Origin of the sequence: Pseudomonas sp. RtIB026, from assembly GCF_016861355.2 — a bacterium.
In the GTDB taxonomy this organism is placed as follows: domain Bacteria; phylum Pseudomonadota; class Gammaproteobacteria; order Pseudomonadales; family Pseudomonadaceae; genus Aquipseudomonas; species Aquipseudomonas peradeniyensis.
Genome location: NZ_AP023348.2, coordinates 4,724,650 through 4,743,591 on the forward strand (window position 1 = coordinate 4,724,650; position 18,942 = coordinate 4,743,591).

An 18,942-nucleotide genomic window follows, 5' to 3' on the forward strand; every position below is an offset into this window, starting at 1 on the left:
TGATGGATATCGGGATGATTCGCGGCCTGGGCACCGTCGTGGTGCTGGTGGCCTTCGTGGGCCTGGCGCTGTGGGTGTTCAGCCCGCGGCGCAAGCAGGAATTCGACGAAGCGACGCAATTGCCGTTCGCGGACGATCCAGACGCCACCCGGCACGTCGAGCAAGCAAAAGCTTCTAGGAGCAAACAACAATGACAACCTTCTGGAGTCTGTACGTCACCGTCCTGACCCTGGGCACCATCTTCGCCTTGACCTGGCTGCTGCTGTCGACCCGCAAGGGCCAGCGCGAAGAGATTACCGACGAAGTCGTCGGCCATGCCTTCGACGGCATCGAGGAGTACGACAACCCGCTGCCGAAATGGTGGTTCTGGCTGTTCGTCGGCACCGTCGTCTTCGCCCTCGGCTACCTGGTGCTGTACCCCGGCCTGGGCAACTGGAAAGGCATCCTGCCGGGCTACGCCTACGTCGACAACGACAAGAAGACCGAGTTCTCCAACGGCCAGGCCGGCTGGACCGGCGTGCACGAGTGGGAAAAGGAAATGGCCAAGGCCGACGCCCGTTTCGGGCCGATCTTCGCCAAGTTCGCCGCCATGCCGCTGGAGGATGTGGCCAAGGACCCGCAGGCCCTGAAGATGGGCGCGCGCCTGTTCGCCTCCAACTGCTCGGTATGCCACGGTTCCGACGCCCGCGGCGCCTACGGCTTCCCCAACCTGACCGACAGCGACTGGCGCTGGGGCGGTGAGCCGGAGACCATCAAGACCACCATCATGAACGGTCGCCACGGCGTGATGCCGGGCTGGGCCACGGTGATCGGCGAGCAGGGCGTGGCGGATGTGGCGGCCTTCGTGCTGACCAACCTTGACGGTCGCAAGCTGCCCGAGGACGCCAAGGCCGACCCGGCCAAGGGCCAGCAGATCTTCGCCACCAACTGCGTGGCCTGCCACGGGCCTGAAGGCAAGGGCACCCCGGCCATGGGCGCGCCTAACCTGACCCATCCGCAGGCATTCATCTACGGCTCGAGCTTCGCCCAGTTGCAGCAGACCATCCGCTATGGCCGCCAGGGGCAGATGCCGGCCCAGGCGCAGATGCAGGGTAATGACAAGGTGCACTTGCTGGCCGCTTATGTGTACAGCTTGTCGCATCAGGCGGAACCGGCCAAGACCGAGTAAGGCAGGCCTGGCCTCTTCGCGGGTAAACCCGCTCCCACAGGTACTTCACTGAACCTGTGGGAGCGGGTTTACCCGCGAAGAGGCCGGCACTGACAGCACAATTCCTGCAGGCCTCATGACCTGAATCAATTGACACCCGCCATAACACGATTCACGCCACGAACCCAACGCGACTAAAGGTCGCAGCGCGCCCCGCACGCGCCATCTCAGGCGTATCATGGGCCGCAGAGCGCTAGCAGAACGCGCGAGACTGCGGCCGGCACGCACTGGCCGCGGCATTTCTCCACTGCCGTGGGACTTGATGATGAGCAAGCAAATTCCGGTACATGACGTCACCCCGCCTGCCAGCAAAGGGAAGGATTCCGTCGACCTCTACGCCTCGCGCGAAAAAATCTACACCCGCGCCTTCACCGGCATCTTCCGCAGGCTGCGGATGGTCGGTGGCGCGGTGCTGTTCCTGCTGTACTTCGGTACCGTCTGGCTGAACTGGGGCGGCCACCAGGCCGTCTGGTGGAACCTGCCGGAACGCAAGTTCTACATCTTCGGCGCCACCATCTGGCCCCAGGACTTCATCCTGCTCTCGGGCATCCTGATCGTCGCCGCCTTCGGCCTGTTCTTCATCACCGTATACGCCGGGCGGGTCTGGTGCGGCTATACCTGCCCGCAGAGCGTGTGGACCTGGGTGTTCATGTGGTGCGAGAAAGTCACCGAGGGTGACCGCAACCAGCGCATGAAACTGGACAAGGCGCCCATGAGCGCCAACAAGTTCCTGCGCAAGCTGGCCAAGCACGGCCTGTGGCTGCTGATCGGCTTCGTCACCGGCATGACCTTCGTCGGCTACTTCTCGCCGATCCGCGAGCTGGCCATCGAGTTCTTTACCGGTCAAGCCGATGGCTGGGCCTACTTCTGGGTCGGCTTCTTCACCCTCGCTACCTACGGCAACGCCGGCTGGCTGCGCGAGCAGGTGTGCATCTACATGTGCCCGTACGCGCGCTTCCAAAGCGTGATGTTCGACAAGGACACCCTGATCGTCTCCTACGACCCGCGCCGCGGCGAGACCCGCGGCCCGCGCAAGAAAGACATCGACTACAAGGCCAAGGGCCTGGGCGACTGCATCGACTGCACCATGTGCGTGCAGGTCTGCCCCACCGGCATCGACATCCGTGACGGCCTGCAGATCGAGTGCATCGGCTGCGCCGCCTGTATCGACGCCTGCGACAGCATCATGGACAAGATGAACTATCCCAAGGGCCTGATCAGCTACACCACCGAGCACAACCTGTCCGGGCAGAAGACCCACATGCTGCGCCCGCGCCTGATCGGCTATGCCCTGGTGCTGCTGGTGATGATCGGCGCCCTGGCCACCGCCTTCGCCACCCGTTCGCTGATCGGTTTCGACGTGGCCAAGGACCGCGTGCTGTACCGCGAGAACGCCCAGGGCCGGATCGAGAACGTCTACAGCCTGAAGGTGATGAACAAGGACCAGCGCGACCACGTCTACGTGCTTGACGCCGCCGGCCTGCCCGACCTCAAGCTCGAAGGCCAGCGTGAGATCCGCGTGAGCGCCGGCGACATCGTCAACCTGCCGGTGCAGTTGTCGGTCGCCCCGGAACAACTGCCCTCGACCACCAACGAAATCACCTTCATCCTCAAGGACGCCGACGACAGCGCCAGCCAGGTTGAAGCCAAGAGCCGCTTCATCGGCCCACAGATCCGCTGAGAGAGAACACCAACAATGCCTGCAGCCACCGCCGCCAGCCCCTGGTACAAGCACCTTTGGCCCTGGATCATCATCGGCATCCTGGCCACCTCGGTGTGCCTGAGCCTGACCATGGTCAGCATTGCCGTGCGCAACCCGGACAACCTGGTCAACGACAACTACTACGAGGCCGGCAAGGGCATCAACCGCTCGCTGGACCGCGAACTGCTGGCCCAGACCCTCAACCTCAAGGCCAGCGTGCACCTGGACGAGCTGACCGGCGAAGTGGAAGTACGCCTGACCGGCAACAGCGACCCGCAGACGCTGGAGCTGAACCTGATCTCGCCGACCCAGCCGGACAAGGACCGCAAGGTGCCGCTGATCCGCGCCGAACAGGGCCGCTATGTCGGCCAGCTCGACGACAAGGTCCAGGGGCGGCGCTTCGTCGAACTGCTGGGCAGCCAGGATGAGCATGTGTGGCGGTTGTTCGAGGAGGAGAAGGTCGAGCATGGGGTGACCTTGCAGCTGGGGGATGAGGCGTTGCAAGGTGCCGAGCACCAGCAATGAACCGCCGCACCGCCGGGGCTGCCTTGCAGCCCTTTCGCGGCACAAGGCCGCTCCTACAGGGGAACGCGTGCTTCTGTAGGAGCGGCCTTGTGCCGCGAAAGGGGCGCAAAGCGCCCCCGGCCATTCCAAGCCAAAAGACAGACCCAAGATGACCCAACCCACCCCCTGCTACCACTGCGCCCTGCCCGTCCCCGCCGGCAACCGCTTCACCGCCGTGGTCCTCGGCGAGCCGCGACAGTTCTGCTGCCCCGGCTGCCAGGCAGTGGCCGAGTCCATCGTCGCCGGCGGCCTGGAGCACTACTACCAGCACCGCAGCGACACCAGCGCCAACCCCGAAGCCCTACCCCGCCAGCTCCAGGATGAACTGGCGCTGTACGACCGCAGCGACGTGCAACAGACGTTCGTTCGCCATGAAGGCGAGCTGGCCGAAACCATCCTGATGGTCGAGGGCATCAGCTGCGCCGCCTGCGGCTGGCTGATCGAGAAGCACCTGCGCAACCTTCCCGGCGTCGACGACGCCCGCCTGAACCTGTCCAACCACCGCCTGCTGGTCAGCTGGGACGACCAGCAACTGCCGCTGTCCAGGCTGCTGGCCGAGCTGCGCCAGATCGGCTACGCCGCCCACCCCTACCAACCCGACCAGGCCGCCGAACAGCTGGCCCGGGAAAACCGCAGCGCCCTGCGCCGCCTGGGCGTGGCCGGGCTGCTGTGGTTCCAGGCGATGATGGCGACCATGGCCACCTGGCCGGAATTCAACATCGACCTGTCGCCCGAGCTGCACACCATCCTGCGCTGGGTCGCGCTGTTCCTCACCACCCCTATCGTGTTCTACAGCTGCGCGCCGTTCTTCAAGGGCGCGGCCCGCGACCTGCGTACCCGCCACCTGACCATGGACGTCTCGGTGTCGCTGGCCATCGCCCTGGCCTACTGCGCCGGGATCTGGACCGCGATCACCGGCAGCGGCGAGCTGTACTTCGACACCGTCGGCATGTTCGCCCTGTTCCTGCTCACCGGCCGCTATCTGGAGCGCCGGGCCCGCGAGCGCACTGCGGCGGCCACCGCGCAACTGGTCAACCTGTTGCCGGCCTCGTGCCTGCGCCTGGACGCCAACGGCCAGGGCGAGCGCATCCTGCTTGGCGAACTGCAGTGCGGCGACCGGGTGCAGGTGCTGCCCGGCGCGGTGATCCCGGCCGACGGGCTGATCGTCGACGGGCGCTCCAGCGTCGACGAGTCGCTGCTCACCGGCGAATACCTGCCCCTGGCCCGCCGCGCCGGCGACCGGGTGACCGGCGGCACCCTCAACGTCGAGAGTACCCTCACGGTCGAAGTCCAGGCCCTGGGCCAGGACTCGCGGCTGTCGGCCATCGTCCGTCTGCTGGAGCGTGCCCAGTCGGAAAAGCCGCGCCTGGCGGAAATCGCCGACCGCGCCTCGCAATGGTTCCTGCTGTTCACCCTGGTGGCGGCCGCCGTGATCGGTGTGGTCTGGTGGCAGCTTGATGCGCCCCGGGCGTTCTGGATCGTCCTGGCCATGCTGGTCGCCACCTGCCCCTGCGCCCTGTCGCTGGCCACGCCGACCGCCCTTACCGCCGCCACCGGCAGCCTGCACAAGCTCGGCCTGCTGGTCACCCGCGGGCATGTACTGGAGGGGCTGAACCAGATCGACACGGTGATCTTCGACAAGACCGGCACCCTCACCGAGGGCCGCCTGGCCTTGCGCAGCGTGCGCCCACTGGGCCGGCTGGACGGCGACCAGTGCCTGGCGCTGGCCGCCGCGCTGGAGAACCGCTCCGAGCACCCCATCGCCCGCGCCTTTGGCCGCGCCGCCGAGGCCGCCGAAAGCGTCAGCACCATGCCGGGGCTGGGCCTGGAAGGCGAGTTGGCCGGCCAGCGCCTGCGCATCGGCCAGCCCGCCTTCGTCTGCGCCCTCAGCGGCGCCGAGGTCCCCGCCGTGCCGGAGCCACGCGGGCAATGGCTGCTGCTGGGCGACCGGCAAGGGCCGCTGGCCTGGTTCGGACTGGACGACCGCCTGCGCGACGACGCCCAGGATCTGGTGGCCGCCTGCAAGGCCCGGGGCTGGCAAACGCTGCTGCTGTCCGGCGACAGCTCGCCAATGGTTGCTGAAGTGGCCACGCAACTGGGCATCGAGCAGGCGATCGGCGGCCTGCGCCCGGACGACAAGCTGACCCGCCTCAAGGCCCTGCAAGGCGAAGGACGCAAGGTGCTGATGCTCGGCGACGGCGTCAACGACGTGCCGGTACTGGCCGCCGCCGACATCAGCATCGCCATGGGCAGCGCCACCGACCTTGCCAAGACCAGCGCCGACGCGGTGCTGCTGTCCAACCGCCTGCAGGCGCTGGTGCAGGCCTTCGACCTGGCTCGCCGGACCCGCCGCAACATTGTCGAGAACCTGCTCTGGGCGACGCTGTACAATGGCCTCATGCTGCCGTTCGCCGCGCTCGGCTGGATCACCCCGGTGTGGGCGGCGATCGGCATGTCGGTCAGTTCGCTGATCGTGGTGCTCAACGCCCTGCGCCTGACCCGGCTGCCCGCCGAGGCGGCGCCGGGCGCGCGCGAGCCGACGTCGCTCGAAAGGAAACCGCTATGCCCGCCCTCTACGTGATGATCCCCGCCGCACTGCTGCTGGTCGGCGTCGCCGTGTACATCTTCTTCTGGGCGGTGGACAGCGGCCAGTACGACGACCTCGAAGGCCCGGCCCACAGCATCCTGTTCGATGACCAGGACCCGCGCCACCAGGCCGCCGTGAAGCCCGGGGACGAACAGCCCGACGACAAGGACCCCGCGCCACGTGCCTGAACTGATTCCACTGCTGGGCTCGGCGCTGGTCCTGGGCCTGCTTGGTGGCGGCCACTGCCTGGGCATGTGCGGCGGCCTGATGGGCGCCCTCACCCTGGCCATCCCTGCTGAACAGCGCGGCCGCCGCCTGCGCCTGCTGCTGGCCTACAACCTCGGGCGCATCCTCAGCTATGCCGCCGCCGGCCTGTTGCTGGGCCTTGCCGGCGTGGCGCTGGCCAGTAGCCCGCTGGCCATCGGCTTGCGCGTTGTCGCGGCACTGCTGCTGATCGCCATGGGCCTGTACCTGGCCGGCTGGTGGAGCGGCCTGACCCGAATCGAGGCGCTCGGCCGCGGCCTGTGGCGCCATGTGCAACCGATCGCCACCCGCCTGCTGCCGGTGTCCAGCCTGCCTCGCGCCCTGCTGCTGGGCGCCCTGTGGGGCTGGCTGCCGTGCGGGCTGGTGTACAGCACCCTGCTGTGGGCGGCGAGCCAGGGCGATGCGCTGCACAGCGCGGCGCTGATGCTGGCGTTCGGCGTCGGCACCTGGCCGGTGCTGCTGGCCACCGGGCTTGCCGCCGAGCGCGTGGGTCGCCTGCTGCGCAAGCGCGGGGTGCGCATGGCCGGCGGCGTGCTGGTGATCCTCTTTGGCCTGTGGACACTGCCCGGACCTCACCAGCATTGGTTGATGGGGCATTGATCGCGGGGCAAGCCCGCTCCCACGCCAGCCCCGCGACGGCCGCCAACTCACCTTGATACAAATCAACACGACTTCTTACATCCGCCCCTAGACTCCGGACACTGCAGCTCTATCCGGGGACCACCCACATGCTCGACGACCTACGCTGGGACGCCGACCTGATTCGTCGCTACGATCTGGCCGGGCCACGCTACACCTCCTATCCGACCGCCGTGCAATTGCACGGCGAAGTGGGCTCGTTCGACCTGCTTCACGCCCTGCGCGAAAGCCGCCGCGCCACGCGCCCGCTGTCGCTGTACGTGCACGTGCCGTTCTGCGCCAACATCTGCTACTACTGCGCCTGCAACAAGGTCATCACCAAGGACCGTGGCCGCGCCGCGCCCTACCTGCAGCGCCTGGAGCAGGAAATCCAGCTGATCGCCTGCCACCTCGACCCGAAACAGGTGGTCGAGCAGCTGCATTTCGGCGGCGGCACGCCGACTTTCCTCAGCCACGTGGAACTGCGCCAGCTGATGGCCACCCTGCGCCAGCACTTTCACCTGCTGGACGACGACTCCGGCGACTACGGCATCGAGATCGACCCGCGCGAGGCCGACTGGTCGACCATGGGCCTGCTGCGCGAGCTGGGCTTCAACCGCGTCAGCCTCGGCGTGCAGGACCTCGATCCGGCCGTGCAACGCGCGGTCAACCGCCTGCAGAGCCTGGAGCAGACCCGCACCCTGATCGAGGCGGCGCGCACCCTGCAATTTCGCTCGATCAACCTCGACCTGATCTACGGCCTGCCCAAGCAGACCCCGGAAGGTTTTGCCCGCACCGTCGAGGAAGTGATCCGCCTGCAGCCCGACCGTCTGTCGGTATTCAACTACGCACACCTGCCCGAGCGCTTCATGCCCCAGCGGCGTATCGACAGCGCCGACCTGCCGGCGCCGGCGGCCAAGCTGGAAATGCTCCACGCTACCATCGACCAACTGACCGCCGCCGGCTACCGCTACATCGGCATGGACCACTTCGCCCTGCCCGACGACGAGCTGGCCATTGCCCAGGAAGAAGGGACCCTGCAGCGCAACTTCCAGGGCTACACCACCCATGGCCACTGCGACCTGATCGGCCTGGGCGTGTCAGCGATCAGCCAGATCGGCGACCTGTACTGCCAGAACAGCAGCGACCTCAATACCTACCAGGACACGCTCTCCACCGCCCAGCTGGCGACCCAGCGCGGCCTTCTTTGCAATCAGGACGACCGCCTGCGCCGGGCGGTGATCCAGCAACTGATCTGCCACTTCGAACTGGATTTCGAGGCGTTCGAGCAGGCCTTCACCATCGATTTTCGTGGCTACTTCAAGGAGCTGTGGCCACAGCTGCAAGCCATGCAGCGCGACGGCCTGATCAGCCTGGACAGCAAAGGCATCCGCATCCTGCCAGCCGGTCGCCTGCTGGCGCGCTCGGTATGCATGGTGTTCGACGCCTACCTCGCGCAGCAGAATCGCCAGCGTTTCTCCCGGGTGATCTGAGGCGATTGAGGCGTTTCACCGCATGGACAGCCCGCCTTTCGGGGCACACTATGGACAGTTGAACGGTAGCGGAACACCCCTTCCGCACCGCCGCTAGCGTGCACCAAAAATGCGCACACTGGCCTACAGCCCATGCCGCAGGTTATCCTTACGGCTTATGTGTGCTTTCCCACAAGGATCGAAAGAAATGTCCGAGCCAGTAAAACTGCGCCCACACAACCAGGCCCACTGCAAGGATTGCAGCCTGGCCCCCCTGTGCCTGCCCCTGTCCCTGAACCTGGAAGACATGGATGCACTGGATGAAATCGTCAAACGCGGCCGCCCGTTGAAGAAAGGCGAGTTCCTGTTCCGCCAGGGTGACAATTTCGGCTCGGTCTACGCGGTTCGCTCTGGCGCCCTGAAAACCTTCAGCCTCAGCGATGCCGGCGAAGAGCAGATCACCGGTTTCCACCTGCCCAGCGAGCTGGTCGGCCTGTCCGGCATGGACACCGAGGCCTATCCGGTGTCGGCCCAGGCCCAGGAAACCACCTCTGTGTGCGAGATCCCCTTCGAGCGCCTCGACGAACTCTCGGTGCAGCTGCCGCAGCTGCGCCGCCAGCTGATGCGAGTGATGAGCCGCGAGATCCGCGACGACCAGCAGATGATGCTGCTGCTGTCGAAGAAGACCGCCGACGAGCGCATCGCCACCTTCCTGGTCAACCTGTCGGCACGCTTCCGTGCCCGCGGCTACTCGGCCAACCAGTTCCGCCTGAGCATGTCGCGCAACGAGATCGGCAACTACCTGGGCCTGGCGGTGGAAACCGTGTCGCGGGTGTTCACCCGCTTCCAGCAGAACGGTTTGCTCAAGGCAGAAGGCAAGGAAGTGCACATCCTCGATCCGATCCAGCTGTGCGCGCTGGCCGGTGGTGCGCTGGACGCCTGATCGCCCTGCGGACGGGGTATACTGGCGCCGAGTTTTTCCAGGATACCCGCCCATGCACAGCGACACCTTCGACCTCAAAGCCCTGATCCGCCCGGTAGTGGACTTTCCCAAGCCGGGCGTGATCTTCCGCGACATCACCCCACTGTTCCAGTCGCCGCGCGGGCTGCGCTATGTCGCCGACCAGTTCATCGAGCGTTATGTCGAGGCCGAGTTCAGCCATATCGGCGCCATGGACGCGCGGGGCTTCCTGATCGGCTCGATCATCGCCCACCAGCTGAACAAGCCGCTGATCCTGTTCCGCAAGCAGGGCAAGCTGCCGGCCGACGTGCTGTCGGAGGGCTACCAGACCGAATACGGCGAGGCCTTCCTGGAAGTGCACGCCGACAGCCTGTGCGATGGCGACTCGGTATTGATCTTCGATGACCTGATCGCCACCGGCGGCACCTTGCTGGCCGCGGCCAACCTGGTGCGTCGCACCGGCGCCCGGGTGTTCGAGGCGGCGGCAATCATCGACCTGCCGGAGCTGGAAGGTTCGCGCCGCCTGCAAGCGGCCGGGGTGCCGACCTTCTGCCTGACCGAGTTTTCCCTGAGCGAATACTGAGTTCGCGTTGGCGATGCTTTGCTAGGGCTTACAGCCAGCCTCCTTCAAGGTTTTGCGATTTTTTGGATATGACCGTTCCAACTCAGGATTGCCGGGGTCGCTTTGCGACCCTTTCGCGGCACAAGGCCGCTCCTACAGGGGGGCACAGTCGCCTGTAGGAGCGGCCTTGTGCCGCGAAAGGGCTGCAAGGCAGCCCCGGCACATCCAAGCCGAACGCCAAATATCGACACCTTGAAAGGGCTTGGTCTTACAACGAAATCGGCCTGCGCCCCGCGAAAGCATGGGCCAGCGTCCCGCCATCCACCAGCTCCAGCTCCCCGCCCAACGGCACGCCATGGGCAATACGCGTGGCAGCCAGGCCCTTCTCGGCCAGCAGCTGGGCGATGTAATGCGCCGTCGCCTCCCCTTCCACCGTAGGGTTGGTGGCCAGGATCACCTCGCTGAAGGTGCCCTGCTCCTCGATCCGCGCCATCAGCTGCGGAATACCGATGGCCTCAGGCCCCAGGCCATCGAGCGGCGACAGGTGCCCCTTGAGCACGAAGTAGCGACCGCGATAGCCGGTCTGCTCCACCGCGTACACATCCATCGGCCCCTCCACCACACACAGCTGGCTGTCGTCGCGGCGCGGATCGGCGCACTGCGGGCACAGCTCCTGCTCGGTCAGGGTCCGGCACTGTCGACAGTGGCCAACGCCCTCCATGGCCTGGCTCAGGGCCTGGGCCAGGCGCGTGCCGCCGCTGCGGTCGCGTTCGAGCAGTTGCAGGGCCATGCGTTGGGCGGTTTTCTGACCGACGCCGGGCAGGATGCGCAGGGCGTCGATCAGTTGGCGGATCAGGGGGCTGAAGCTCATGTGTGCAGGCCTGCCAATTCAGGAAACAGAATGAACAAGGGAGCAACGACCGTCGGGTCGTTGCTCCCCATTTGAAGCCAGAAGCCGATCAGAACGGCATCTTGAAACCAGGCGGCAGCTGCATGCCAGCGGTCATGCCGCCCATCTTTTCCTGACTGCTCTGCTCGATCTTGCGCACGGCGTCGTTCAGCGCGGCGGCGATCAGGTCCTCGAGCACTTCCTTGTCGTCGGCGTCGGTCGACATCAGGCTCTGGTCGATGCTGACGCGCTTGACGTCGTGGCGACCGGTCATCACCACGCTGACCAGGCCGCCGCCGGACTGGCCGGTGACTTCCGCGTTGGCCAGCTCTTCCTGCATCTTCTGCATCTTCTCCTGCATCTGCTGGGCCTGCTTCATCAGGCCGGCCATGCCACCTTTCATCATGGGGTATACCTCGATTGGGTCATGTGATGCGGCCCGGCACAGGCGGGCCACATGGTTATCCGTTCATTGGCCCTGGCTGGCCAGGGCGTCTACAGGCTCAATAGTATCCTGCCTGACCGTCGCGCCGAACTGCCGGATCATCTGCTGGATGAGCGGATCCTGCTCGATCGACACAACCGCATCATGCTGACGCTCGGCACGCTTGCGCGAGGCGGCCTGGGCCGGGGTCTCCTGCTCAGGGCGGATCAACTCGATCTTCAGGCGGATCTCGCGACCCAACTGCTGGTTGAGCGCGTCGTTCAGGCGGCGCTGCTGCGTCGAGTTGAACAGCGCGCCCTGCCCCGGGTCCAGGTGCAACAGCCAGTCATCGCCATCGGCGGCGATCAGCGTACAGTTTGCGGCGATGTTGCCTGTCATACCGGAGACAGGCAACTGTGGGAATAATTCCAGCCATTGCAGGGCGAGGCCGCTCGCGGGCATGGCCGCCGGCAGCGGCTCCGGCGCCTGGGCGGGCGCCTCTTCCTGCACGTGCTCGGCCAACTCGTCCAGGTAGCTGAAGCCGGCCGGGTCGCTGTCGGGCGTGTAGTAGTCCTCGTCCGCCGGCGGCTCGTCGTCGCGCTCCATGCCCGCCGGGCTGTAGGCCGACGGATCGAATGGCGGCTCGTCGTAGTCCGGCTGCGGGTTGGCGGCTTCGACCGCAGGTGCAGGCTCGGGCGGCAGCTCGGGCGCAACCGGCGCCGGCGCGGCAACGGGCTCCTCCCAAGGCAGGTCGATGACCTCCTCGACGGGCTGCGGCTCGGGCTCTGGTTCCGATTGCGGTTGCGGTGCCTCGATAACCTCGGCAACGGCCGGCACTTCGACGACTGGCGGCTCTGGCTGTACAGATGGCTCAGCCACGGGCTCCGGCGCGACCGTTTCAGCGACAGGGCTGGCGGCAACGGGCGGCGCCACGACCGCAGGCGCCGCTGCCACCGGTTGGGCCGGATCAGCTGTGGCTTGGCTGATCCCCACCGGCTTTAGTACCGGCTTCGGTGCATCGTCGGTGTCGGCCGGGCGGAAGGCCAGCATGCGCAGCAGGACCATTTCGAAGCCACCACGCGGGTCCGGCGCCAGCGGCAGGTCGCGTCGGCCGATCAGGCCCATCTGGTAGTAGAACTGCACATCCTCGGCCGGCAGGGCCTGGGCCAGCGCCAGCACGCGCTCACGGTCGCCCTGGCCGTTGTCGACCGCCTCGGGCAGGGCCTGGGCAATCGCCACCCGGTGCAGCACGTTGAGCATTTCCGACAGTACGCCGTTCCAGTCCGGACCTTGTTCGGCCAGATCGCGCACCGCCTCCAGCAATGCCCGGGCATCGCCCTCGAGCAACGCCTGCAGCACACCGTACACCTGGCCATGGTCGAGAGTGCCGAGCATCGCCCGCACATCGGCGGCCAGCACCTTGCCCTCGCCGAAGGCGATAGCCTGGTCGGTCAGGCTCATGGCGTCGCGCATCGAACCATCGGCGGCGCGACCGAGCAACCACAGGGCGTCGTCCTCGAACGGCACGTTCTCGGCGCCCAGCACATGGGTCAGGTGCTCGACCACCCGTTCCGGGCTCATGTTCTTTAGCGAGAACTGCAGGCAGCGCGACAGGATGGTCGCCGGCAGCTTCTGCGGGTCGGTGGTGGCGAGGATGAACTTGACGTAGGGCGGCGGCTCTTCCAGCGTCTTCAACAAGGCGTTGAACGAGTGGGTGGAGAGCATGTGCACTTCGTCGATCAGGTAGACCTTGAAGCGTCCGCGGCTCGGCGCGTACTGCACGTTGTCGAGCAGTTCGCGGGTGTCCTCGACCTTGGTGCGGCTGGCGGCGTCGATCTCGATCAGGTCGACGAATCGGCCCTCGTCGATCTCCCGGCACACCGAACAGGTGCCGCACGGCGTGGAGGTGATGCCAGTCTCGCAGTTCAGGCACTTGGCGATGATCCGCGCAATGGTGGTCTTGCCCACGCCCCGGGTACCGGTGAACAGGTAGGCGTGGTGCAGGCGCTGGTTGTCCAGGGCGTTGATCAAAGCCTTGAGCACATGGGTCTGGCCGACCATTTCGCGGAACGAGCGCGGACGCCATTTACGTGCAAGAACCTGATAACTCATCAAAAAACCATCGTGACCGGAGCGGGCGGAAAGAGCGCTAATGCTAGCGGAGCGGGGCCGAAATTGCACCCTGCCGATCTCGACTAAGCTCAGTAGCGGGCACACGGACGGCGGATCAGGGAGGATGAGGCGTGCGGCGAGTCCTGGCTATCCTGTTGCTGTGGACCACCCAAAGCCTGGCGCACCCGCCGGTGCTGCGCTTTTCCGTCGCCGAAAGCTGGAGCATGCCGTTGATGCGCACCGAGGACCAGCAACCGGTGGAAGGCATCCTTTTCGAGCTGATGCAGGCCATTGCCCGGGAGGTCGACGCCCGCCCGCAATACCACGTGATGGCCCGCCTGCGCCTGCAGGAGGCGATGCAGGCCGGCGAAATCGACGTGCGCTGCTACGTCTCCACCCAGTGGCTGACCGACCGGCCGGGCGACTTCCTGTGGAGCATCCCCGTCATCGAACAGCGTGACCTGCTGATCGGCCGCCCCGGCGACAGCGGCCCCACCCACCCGGAAGCACTGCCGCCGCAGGCCATCGGCACTGTACTCGGCTACACCTACCCCACCCTCGAACCCCTGTTCAGCCAGGGCCGCCTGCAACGCGAGGACAGCCGCAACCAGTTGCTGGCCCTGCAGAAGCTCCAGGCCGGACGCTTTCGCCACGCGATCAGCAACCAGTTGTCATTGCAATGGTACAACCGCTCCCTGCCGCCGGGGCAACGCCTGCAAGCCTTGGCCGTGCTGGAAGAGCAAGCGCTGGGCTGCATGGTGCGCAATGATCCCCAACTACCGACCCAAGGTGTGCTCAGGGCGCTGGTGCGGATCAAGGAGTCCGGGGAGATGCAGCGGATTGTCCAGCGGTATACCGACGGCCAGGTCTTTCAAGGTGCTCGACGTTAGTGTTGCAGCGCCTATCAGTTCGAGCGCCGCCCGCGCGGCGCATCGCGGCGCAAGGCCGCTCCTACATCTGTTTCGGGCCAGTCAATCCTGTGCCATTACCTGGTCCGCCTTGTTGGTCCGACACGGTTTCAGCGTGGGCACCACTGCCGCCTCATCTGTCTCAAGACATGCACCAAGGCGGGCTACCATGGCCTGACAGGTTCGGCACGTTGCAACAAATAATGAAATGGCTACCCCCGCCCCACCCTGTGTCAGCCCTCTAAGCTTTCACAGGGTGCCTATCGGAGTGCAACGCCATGAACACTGTCGCCATCATCGCCATCGACCTGGGAAAGTTGAGCTTCCATGTACACGCTCAGGATGATCGGGGTCATGAGCTCTATCACCGCAGGTTCAACCGTGAGTCACTCATCCGCCACCTTGCCAATCTTGCGCCCTGTACGGTGGCGATGGAGGCCTGTGGTGGCTCTCATTTCATGGCGCGAGAGGTGACGAGACAGGGTCATACGCCCAAACTTATTCCCGCACAGTTCGTTCGCCCCTACGTGAAAAGCAACAAGAATGACTTTGCCGATGCTGCCGCTATCGGTGAGGCGGCAACCCGCGATCAGATGCGCTTCGTGCCTCCCAAAACCGAGGCCCAGCAGGCGCTGGCGATGCTCAATTCACTGCGCGACAGCTTCATCAGAGACCGTACTGCCACCATGAACCGCATCCACGCTTATTTGCTCGAGGTGGGGGTCAGTTTGGCACCCACCTTCAAGGCGGTCCGGGAGCTCCCCATTCTGCTGGACGACAGTACCTTCTCACCGTTGATCAAGAAGCTGTTGCTGGACCTACATGCCCACTTCCGCTATCTCGATGATCGGATCAAGGCTCTAGACAAGGAAGTGCATAGCCAGGCCGTTAGCGATGATCTTGCTTCCCGTTTGATGTCGATACCTTGTATTGGCCCGATCACCGCTACCGCCCTGGCTGCGGAATTGGGTGATGGTAAGCAGTTCCGCTGTGGGCGAAATTATTCAGCCTCCATAGGCCTGGTTCCCAGGCAGCACACGACAGGCGGCAAACCTTGCCTGGGGCGAATCAGCAAGCGGGGCGACGGCAATCAGCGACGACTGCTGATCCAGTGCGCGAGGGTCTATCTGATTGGGCTGGAGCGCAAAACCGGCAAGCTGGCGGACTGGGTACGTGGCTTGCTACGTGTTCACCACCCCAACCTGGTGGTGTGCGCTATCGCCAACAAACTGGCCCGAATCGCCTGGGCCATCACGGCACACCACAGCGAATTTGATGCAGGGTCAAGCGCCATGAACGCTTGACCCTGCAGACACACGAGTAACAACCCACCTGGTTTTGCGATGCTGCACACAGATGACGTGAACGGTATACCGGCCTGGCGATCAACCTGAGCTCCTACTCGGCTTCAGAAGCCGAACAAATATCTAGGCTCGTCGGGCGCGATTTTCATCGAGGCGCGGGACCAACCTCCCACACGACGCCGTATAGATTGACGCAAACCAAACTCACGCACATCTCAGTACAGTATTGCAGAAATGGGGGTAACCATAGATTGTCCCGCGATGCGCCGCGCGGGCGGCGCTCGATCTGATAGGCGCTGCAGGGGTTGCGGCGGACATCTGGAGGCCCTCACCCAAGGCAAGCATAAGGCAGGCTCCATTGGTCCAAACACACCTGTTTAACCTGCCACCCCTCCCCGAACCCCTGCCAGCACTACCGCACTCAGGAACAACCCAAAACCGAACACGCCATGCGTGGCCAAGCTACGCAGGCAACTCCTGAGCGGCGTCGGGGTACGGCTGGCAAAATACCCCGCCCCAAACGCAGGCTGCACCACACACAACGGCACCAGCACCGAGACCACCCCGAACAGCAACGCGGGCCACAGGAGCGGCCCCTGCAACCACCCCTCCCCTGCAATTGCCACCAGTAGCGCCGCAAACACCAGCCCCGTGGCGTAATGGAGCAACCAGCCCCACGCCAGTTCCCCCCTGACCGGCGCAGCCTTGCCGATCGCCGCATGCCGCCAGCACCCCGCGAACAGGTGGCCCGCCCAGCGCCCGACCATCGCGTAGTTCAGGGTGGTAATGCCCAGGCGCCTGAGCAGCAGGGTCCACAGGTCCATGACCAGGGTGGCGCCGATGCCGATCAGCAGAATGGAAAATACGAGAGAAGAAACGCTCATGACAAAAGCCCTTGGCAGATTGACGGAAAGGTCGATGCCGAGCAGCATGCAAGTTGAAGTCAACTTCAAGTCAAGGGAGCCGCGATGGACATTGCCGATGTCGCCAGGCGCACCGGAGTGCCGGCGTCGACATTGCGTTACTACGCGAACAAGGGCTTGCTCACATCACTCGCTGGCCGCGGCCAGCGCCGGCAATTCCCGGCGGATACGCCCGAACGCCTGGCCCTGATCGCCCTGGGCCAGGCGGCGGGATTTTCGCTGGACGAGGTGGCGGCGATGCTGGACGAGCAACGGGTCGACCGAGCGCTGCTGCTGGCCAAGGCCGATGAGATCGAGCAGAAGATCAAGCGCCTGCAGGCGATGAGCAAAGGGCTGCGGCATGCGGCGGTGTGCCCCGAGGAGAACCACCTGCAGTGCCCGACCTTCCAGCGATTGATGCAAGTGTCGGCCAGCAGGGGCAAGCGTGGGAGTCGCCTGGCCCCGTGATGAGGCCCACCAGACCAGAGCACGGCGACGGGTTCAGTAGCCGTGCAACTCGCGGAACGGCTGGCCCTTGTGGTAGTTGATCCACTCCTCCACGTCATAGGGCAGGTACAACTGCCGCCGCGCCCGCGACAGGGCGATGTACACCGCGCAGATCCGCGCATCGAAGGCGTAGGCGTCCTTGAAGCGCTGGGTGGTCATCAGCTCCGGCGTCAACAGCACCTGATCGAACTCCAGGCCACCGGCCTCCTCAGCCATCAACAGTGTGAGGCTGGTGGGCTGCACGGCGACGCGCGCATCCAGACCGGTCAGGTCGGCAAGCTTGAAACCCGCCTCCAGCCGCGCCTCGACCCACTGAAACGCGGCATCGAAACGCTCGGACTCGCGCACCTGCTGCCAGTCGAGCAGGTGCGCGAAGTACCCATGCGGCCCTTCGGCGTCCTGCCCCGGCGCATAGAACGCCGACCTGAACAGGCCAATCGCTGTGACCATGAACCGCCGCATATCTGGCCAGTCGGGGAAGTTCAGCAGGCAGTTGGACTCGGCCATCTCCATGGCCCAGCGCATCGTGTCCCAGCGCGAGGCAGTCAGTACCACGCAGCCCTCGGGCGGGACAAAACCTTCGGGGAAGTGCTCGATGCCGACATCGACATGCCGCGCCGCCTCGAACGCGACCTTGGATTTTTTCGAGTGCACACCGATCAGCGGGTTGATCAGGCGCTCCACCTTGGGCCCGGAGCGCACGGCGAAGGCCATGTCCTTCTGGCGCACCTGACGCTCGCGCCTGACCACCTCGCCGCTGGCCTTCTGGTATTCGTCGCCCAGGGTGATCAGCACCTGGCGGCCACGCTCGATGACCTGCAGCAGCGAGGCCGGCACATCCTGGCTCTCGTCGATGATCACATGGCTGAAGCGCCCGGGCACGCTGCAGCCACCCAGGCTGGCGCGCTTGAGCAGCAGCAACGCCTCGAACCCGGTCTGCGTACCCCAGCTCGGCTGCGCCTCCAGGTAACGCCACAGGCGGCTGGCGTACTCGAGCAGCACCTGGGCATCGAGGCTGGACAGCGCCTGGCGAAAGTGCGGCAGGTGGCGGTTGGACAGGCTGTAGTCCCGCGACTCGCAATAGTTGCGCAGCACTTCCAGGCAGATATCCAGGGCGTGCTCGGCGTCGTACTGGCGCAGCCCGACGACCCCCAGCTCTTCGGCCAGCCGGCGCTTGCCGGGGCCGCGCGGCGCCGCCCGGGCGGAAACCGGCCGGTTATCCTTGAGCAGGGCCCGGGCGAACTGGCCGAAGGTCATGCCGACCTTGGCCTGGGCATCCAGCCCCATGCGCCGACGCAGGGTACCGAGCTTGGCCGGTGTGCGCGCCAGGGCCAGCACCCGGCCACGCGGCAGGCATTCCATCAGGGCGCCGAGCAGGTAGCTCTTGCCGATCCCGGCATAGCCCTGCACGTGGATATCCTCGTCGAGGTTGGCCTGGATGACCTTGAGCAGCTTGTCCTGCTCGACGGTCAGCCAGCGCTCGCTGTCGAAGCCGGTGGTCACCCGCTGGCTGAACGGGTTGTCACTGTGATGCAGGCGGATGCGGTAGTCAAAATCCCATTTGCCATCCGCCAGCAGGTACTCCCGCGCCTGCACCTGTTCGGCATCGAGCAGGCGCAGTTTCGAGCCCTTGATCACCTCGAGGCCGAAATAGAGCTTGCGCGCATCGAACAGCCGACGGGCCTCGGACAGCAAGCCCACGCCAGGCGAGTGCGCGCCATCGACCGCCCACGCCAGCAGCTTGCCCAGGACCTTTTCCGCCGCCCGCGCATCGACCTGGCCCGGTGTCTGGGCCAGGTTCTGGATCACCAGTATTGCTGCCAGCTCCGGCTCGCCCAAGGCGTCGAGCGCAGGCGCGCCCTCGGCCTGCAGCAAGGCCTGGCATACCTCTGCGCTGACCGGCAGGTACACCGGATGGGAAAAGTCGAAGTGCTCGGGCTGCATATCGGTACGGGTCCG

Annotated in this window: 18 protein-coding genes; 13 read left to right on the forward strand and 5 right to left on the reverse strand. The window is 65.5% G+C overall.

Annotated features, from left to right (window positions below; genetic code table 11):
- Nucleotides 1-2: 2 nt before the first annotated feature.
- The 10 genes from PRtIB026_RS21130 (at nucleotide 3) to PRtIB026_RS21175 (ending at nucleotide 9,958) form a co-directional block, all read left to right on the forward strand.
- The gene (locus PRtIB026_RS21130) at nucleotides 3-194 is read left to right on the forward strand and encodes a cbb3-type cytochrome oxidase subunit 3 (protein ID WP_186715629.1); all 192 of its coding nucleotides are present in this window, start codon (nucleotides 3-5) and stop codon (nucleotides 192-194) included.
- Nucleotides 191-1,168 carry a cytochrome-c oxidase, cbb3-type subunit III gene (gene ccoP, locus PRtIB026_RS21135; protein WP_203651767.1) on the forward strand — a complete coding sequence of 326 codons (978 nt, stop codon included), beginning with the start codon at nucleotides 191-193 and terminating at the stop codon, nucleotides 1,166-1,168. The genes PRtIB026_RS21130 and ccoP overlap by 4 nt, the downstream gene beginning before the upstream one ends.
- 304 nt (nucleotides 1,169-1,472) lie before the next feature.
- Nucleotides 1,473-2,888 carry a cytochrome c oxidase accessory protein CcoG gene (gene ccoG / locus PRtIB026_RS21140; RefSeq protein ID WP_203651766.1) on the forward strand — a complete coding sequence of 472 codons (1,416 nt, stop codon included), beginning with the start codon at nucleotides 1,473-1,475 and terminating at the stop codon, nucleotides 2,886-2,888.
- A 15-nt stretch (nucleotides 2,889-2,903) separates the two neighbouring features.
- Nucleotides 2,904-3,434 (forward strand): FixH family protein, encoded by a 531-nt coding sequence (locus PRtIB026_RS21145; RefSeq protein WP_028692872.1) that lies wholly within the window; start codon nucleotides 2,904-2,906, stop codon nucleotides 3,432-3,434.
- A 148-nt stretch (nucleotides 3,435-3,582) separates the two neighbouring features.
- Nucleotides 3,583-6,054 carry a heavy metal translocating P-type ATPase gene (locus PRtIB026_RS21150; RefSeq protein WP_203651765.1) on the forward strand — a complete coding sequence of 824 codons (2,472 nt, stop codon included), beginning with the start codon at nucleotides 3,583-3,585 and terminating at the stop codon, nucleotides 6,052-6,054.
- Nucleotides 6,036-6,248: a cbb3-type cytochrome oxidase assembly protein CcoS gene (gene ccoS / locus PRtIB026_RS21155; RefSeq protein WP_050706577.1), complete on the forward strand. Its 213-nt coding sequence runs from the start codon at nucleotides 6,036-6,038 to the stop codon at nucleotides 6,246-6,248. Before PRtIB026_RS21150 ends, ccoS begins: the two co-directional genes overlap by 19 nt.
- Nucleotides 6,241-6,924, forward strand: a complete 684-nt coding sequence (locus tag PRtIB026_RS21160) for a sulfite exporter TauE/SafE family protein (protein ID WP_203651764.1) — start codon at nucleotides 6,241-6,243, stop codon at nucleotides 6,922-6,924. The genes ccoS and PRtIB026_RS21160 overlap by 8 nt, the downstream gene beginning before the upstream one ends.
- Nucleotides 6,925-7,052: 128 nt before the next feature.
- Entirely contained in the window at nucleotides 7,053-8,435 is a 1,383-nt protein-coding gene (gene hemN / locus PRtIB026_RS21165; protein WP_050706579.1) for an oxygen-independent coproporphyrinogen III oxidase, read from the forward strand.
- 187 nt (nucleotides 8,436-8,622) lie between these two features.
- Nucleotides 8,623-9,357: a Crp/Fnr family transcriptional regulator FnrA gene (fnrA, locus tag PRtIB026_RS21170; RefSeq protein WP_110739928.1), complete on the forward strand. Its 735-nt coding sequence runs from the start codon at nucleotides 8,623-8,625 to the stop codon at nucleotides 9,355-9,357.
- Between the two features lie 52 nt (nucleotides 9,358-9,409).
- Nucleotides 9,410-9,958 (forward strand): adenine phosphoribosyltransferase, encoded by a 549-nt coding sequence (locus PRtIB026_RS21175; RefSeq protein ID WP_203651763.1) that lies wholly within the window; start codon nucleotides 9,410-9,412, stop codon nucleotides 9,956-9,958.
- 247 nt (nucleotides 9,959-10,205) lie between these two features.
- Here PRtIB026_RS21175 and recR read toward each other — a convergent pair whose 3' ends face one another.
- The 3 genes from recR to dnaX form a co-directional block, all read right to left on the reverse strand.
- A complete protein-coding gene (gene recR, locus PRtIB026_RS21180; RefSeq protein WP_028692866.1) occupies nucleotides 10,206-10,808 on the reverse strand; it encodes a recombination mediator RecR in 603 nt (200 codons plus the stop codon).
- 88 nt (nucleotides 10,809-10,896) lie between these two features.
- Entirely contained in the window at nucleotides 10,897-11,232 is a 336-nt protein-coding gene (locus tag PRtIB026_RS21185) for a YbaB/EbfC family nucleoid-associated protein (RefSeq protein ID WP_023632783.1), read from the reverse strand.
- A 63-nt stretch (nucleotides 11,233-11,295) separates the two neighbouring features.
- A complete protein-coding gene (gene dnaX, locus PRtIB026_RS21190) occupies nucleotides 11,296-13,362 on the reverse strand; it encodes a DNA polymerase III subunit gamma/tau (RefSeq protein WP_203651761.1) in 2,067 nt (688 codons plus the stop codon).
- 131 nt (nucleotides 13,363-13,493) lie between these two features.
- Here dnaX and PRtIB026_RS21195 point away from each other — a divergent pair, with 131 nt between their 5' ends.
- Both PRtIB026_RS21195 and PRtIB026_RS21200 read left to right on the forward strand, forming a co-directional pair.
- Nucleotides 13,494-14,252, forward strand: coding sequence for a substrate-binding periplasmic protein (locus tag PRtIB026_RS21195; RefSeq protein WP_203651759.1), 759 nt, complete (start codon nucleotides 13,494-13,496; stop codon nucleotides 14,250-14,252).
- A gap of 296 nt (nucleotides 14,253-14,548) precedes the next feature.
- Nucleotides 14,549-15,574: an IS110 family transposase gene (locus PRtIB026_RS21200; protein WP_203646634.1), complete on the forward strand. Its 1,026-nt coding sequence runs from the start codon at nucleotides 14,549-14,551 to the stop codon at nucleotides 15,572-15,574.
- Nucleotides 15,575-15,951: 377 nt separating this feature from the next.
- Here PRtIB026_RS21200 and PRtIB026_RS21205 read toward each other — a convergent pair whose 3' ends face one another.
- The gene (locus PRtIB026_RS21205) at nucleotides 15,952-16,458 is read right to left on the reverse strand and encodes a DUF2938 domain-containing protein (RefSeq protein ID WP_203652621.1); all 507 of its coding nucleotides are present in this window, start codon (nucleotides 16,456-16,458) and stop codon (nucleotides 15,952-15,954) included.
- Between the two features lie 84 nt (nucleotides 16,459-16,542).
- Here PRtIB026_RS21205 and PRtIB026_RS21210 point away from each other — a divergent pair, with 84 nt between their 5' ends.
- Nucleotides 16,543-16,944 (forward strand): helix-turn-helix domain-containing protein, encoded by a 402-nt coding sequence (locus PRtIB026_RS21210; RefSeq protein WP_203651757.1) that lies wholly within the window; start codon nucleotides 16,543-16,545, stop codon nucleotides 16,942-16,944.
- A 33-nt stretch (nucleotides 16,945-16,977) separates the two neighbouring features.
- Here the strand turns inward: PRtIB026_RS21210 and PRtIB026_RS21215 are convergent, their stop codons facing one another.
- Nucleotides 16,978-18,927 carry a hypothetical protein gene (locus tag PRtIB026_RS21215; RefSeq protein ID WP_203652620.1) on the reverse strand — a complete coding sequence of 650 codons (1,950 nt, stop codon included), beginning with the start codon at nucleotides 18,925-18,927 and terminating at the stop codon, nucleotides 16,978-16,980.
- Between the last annotated feature and the right edge of the window lie 15 nt (nucleotides 18,928-18,942).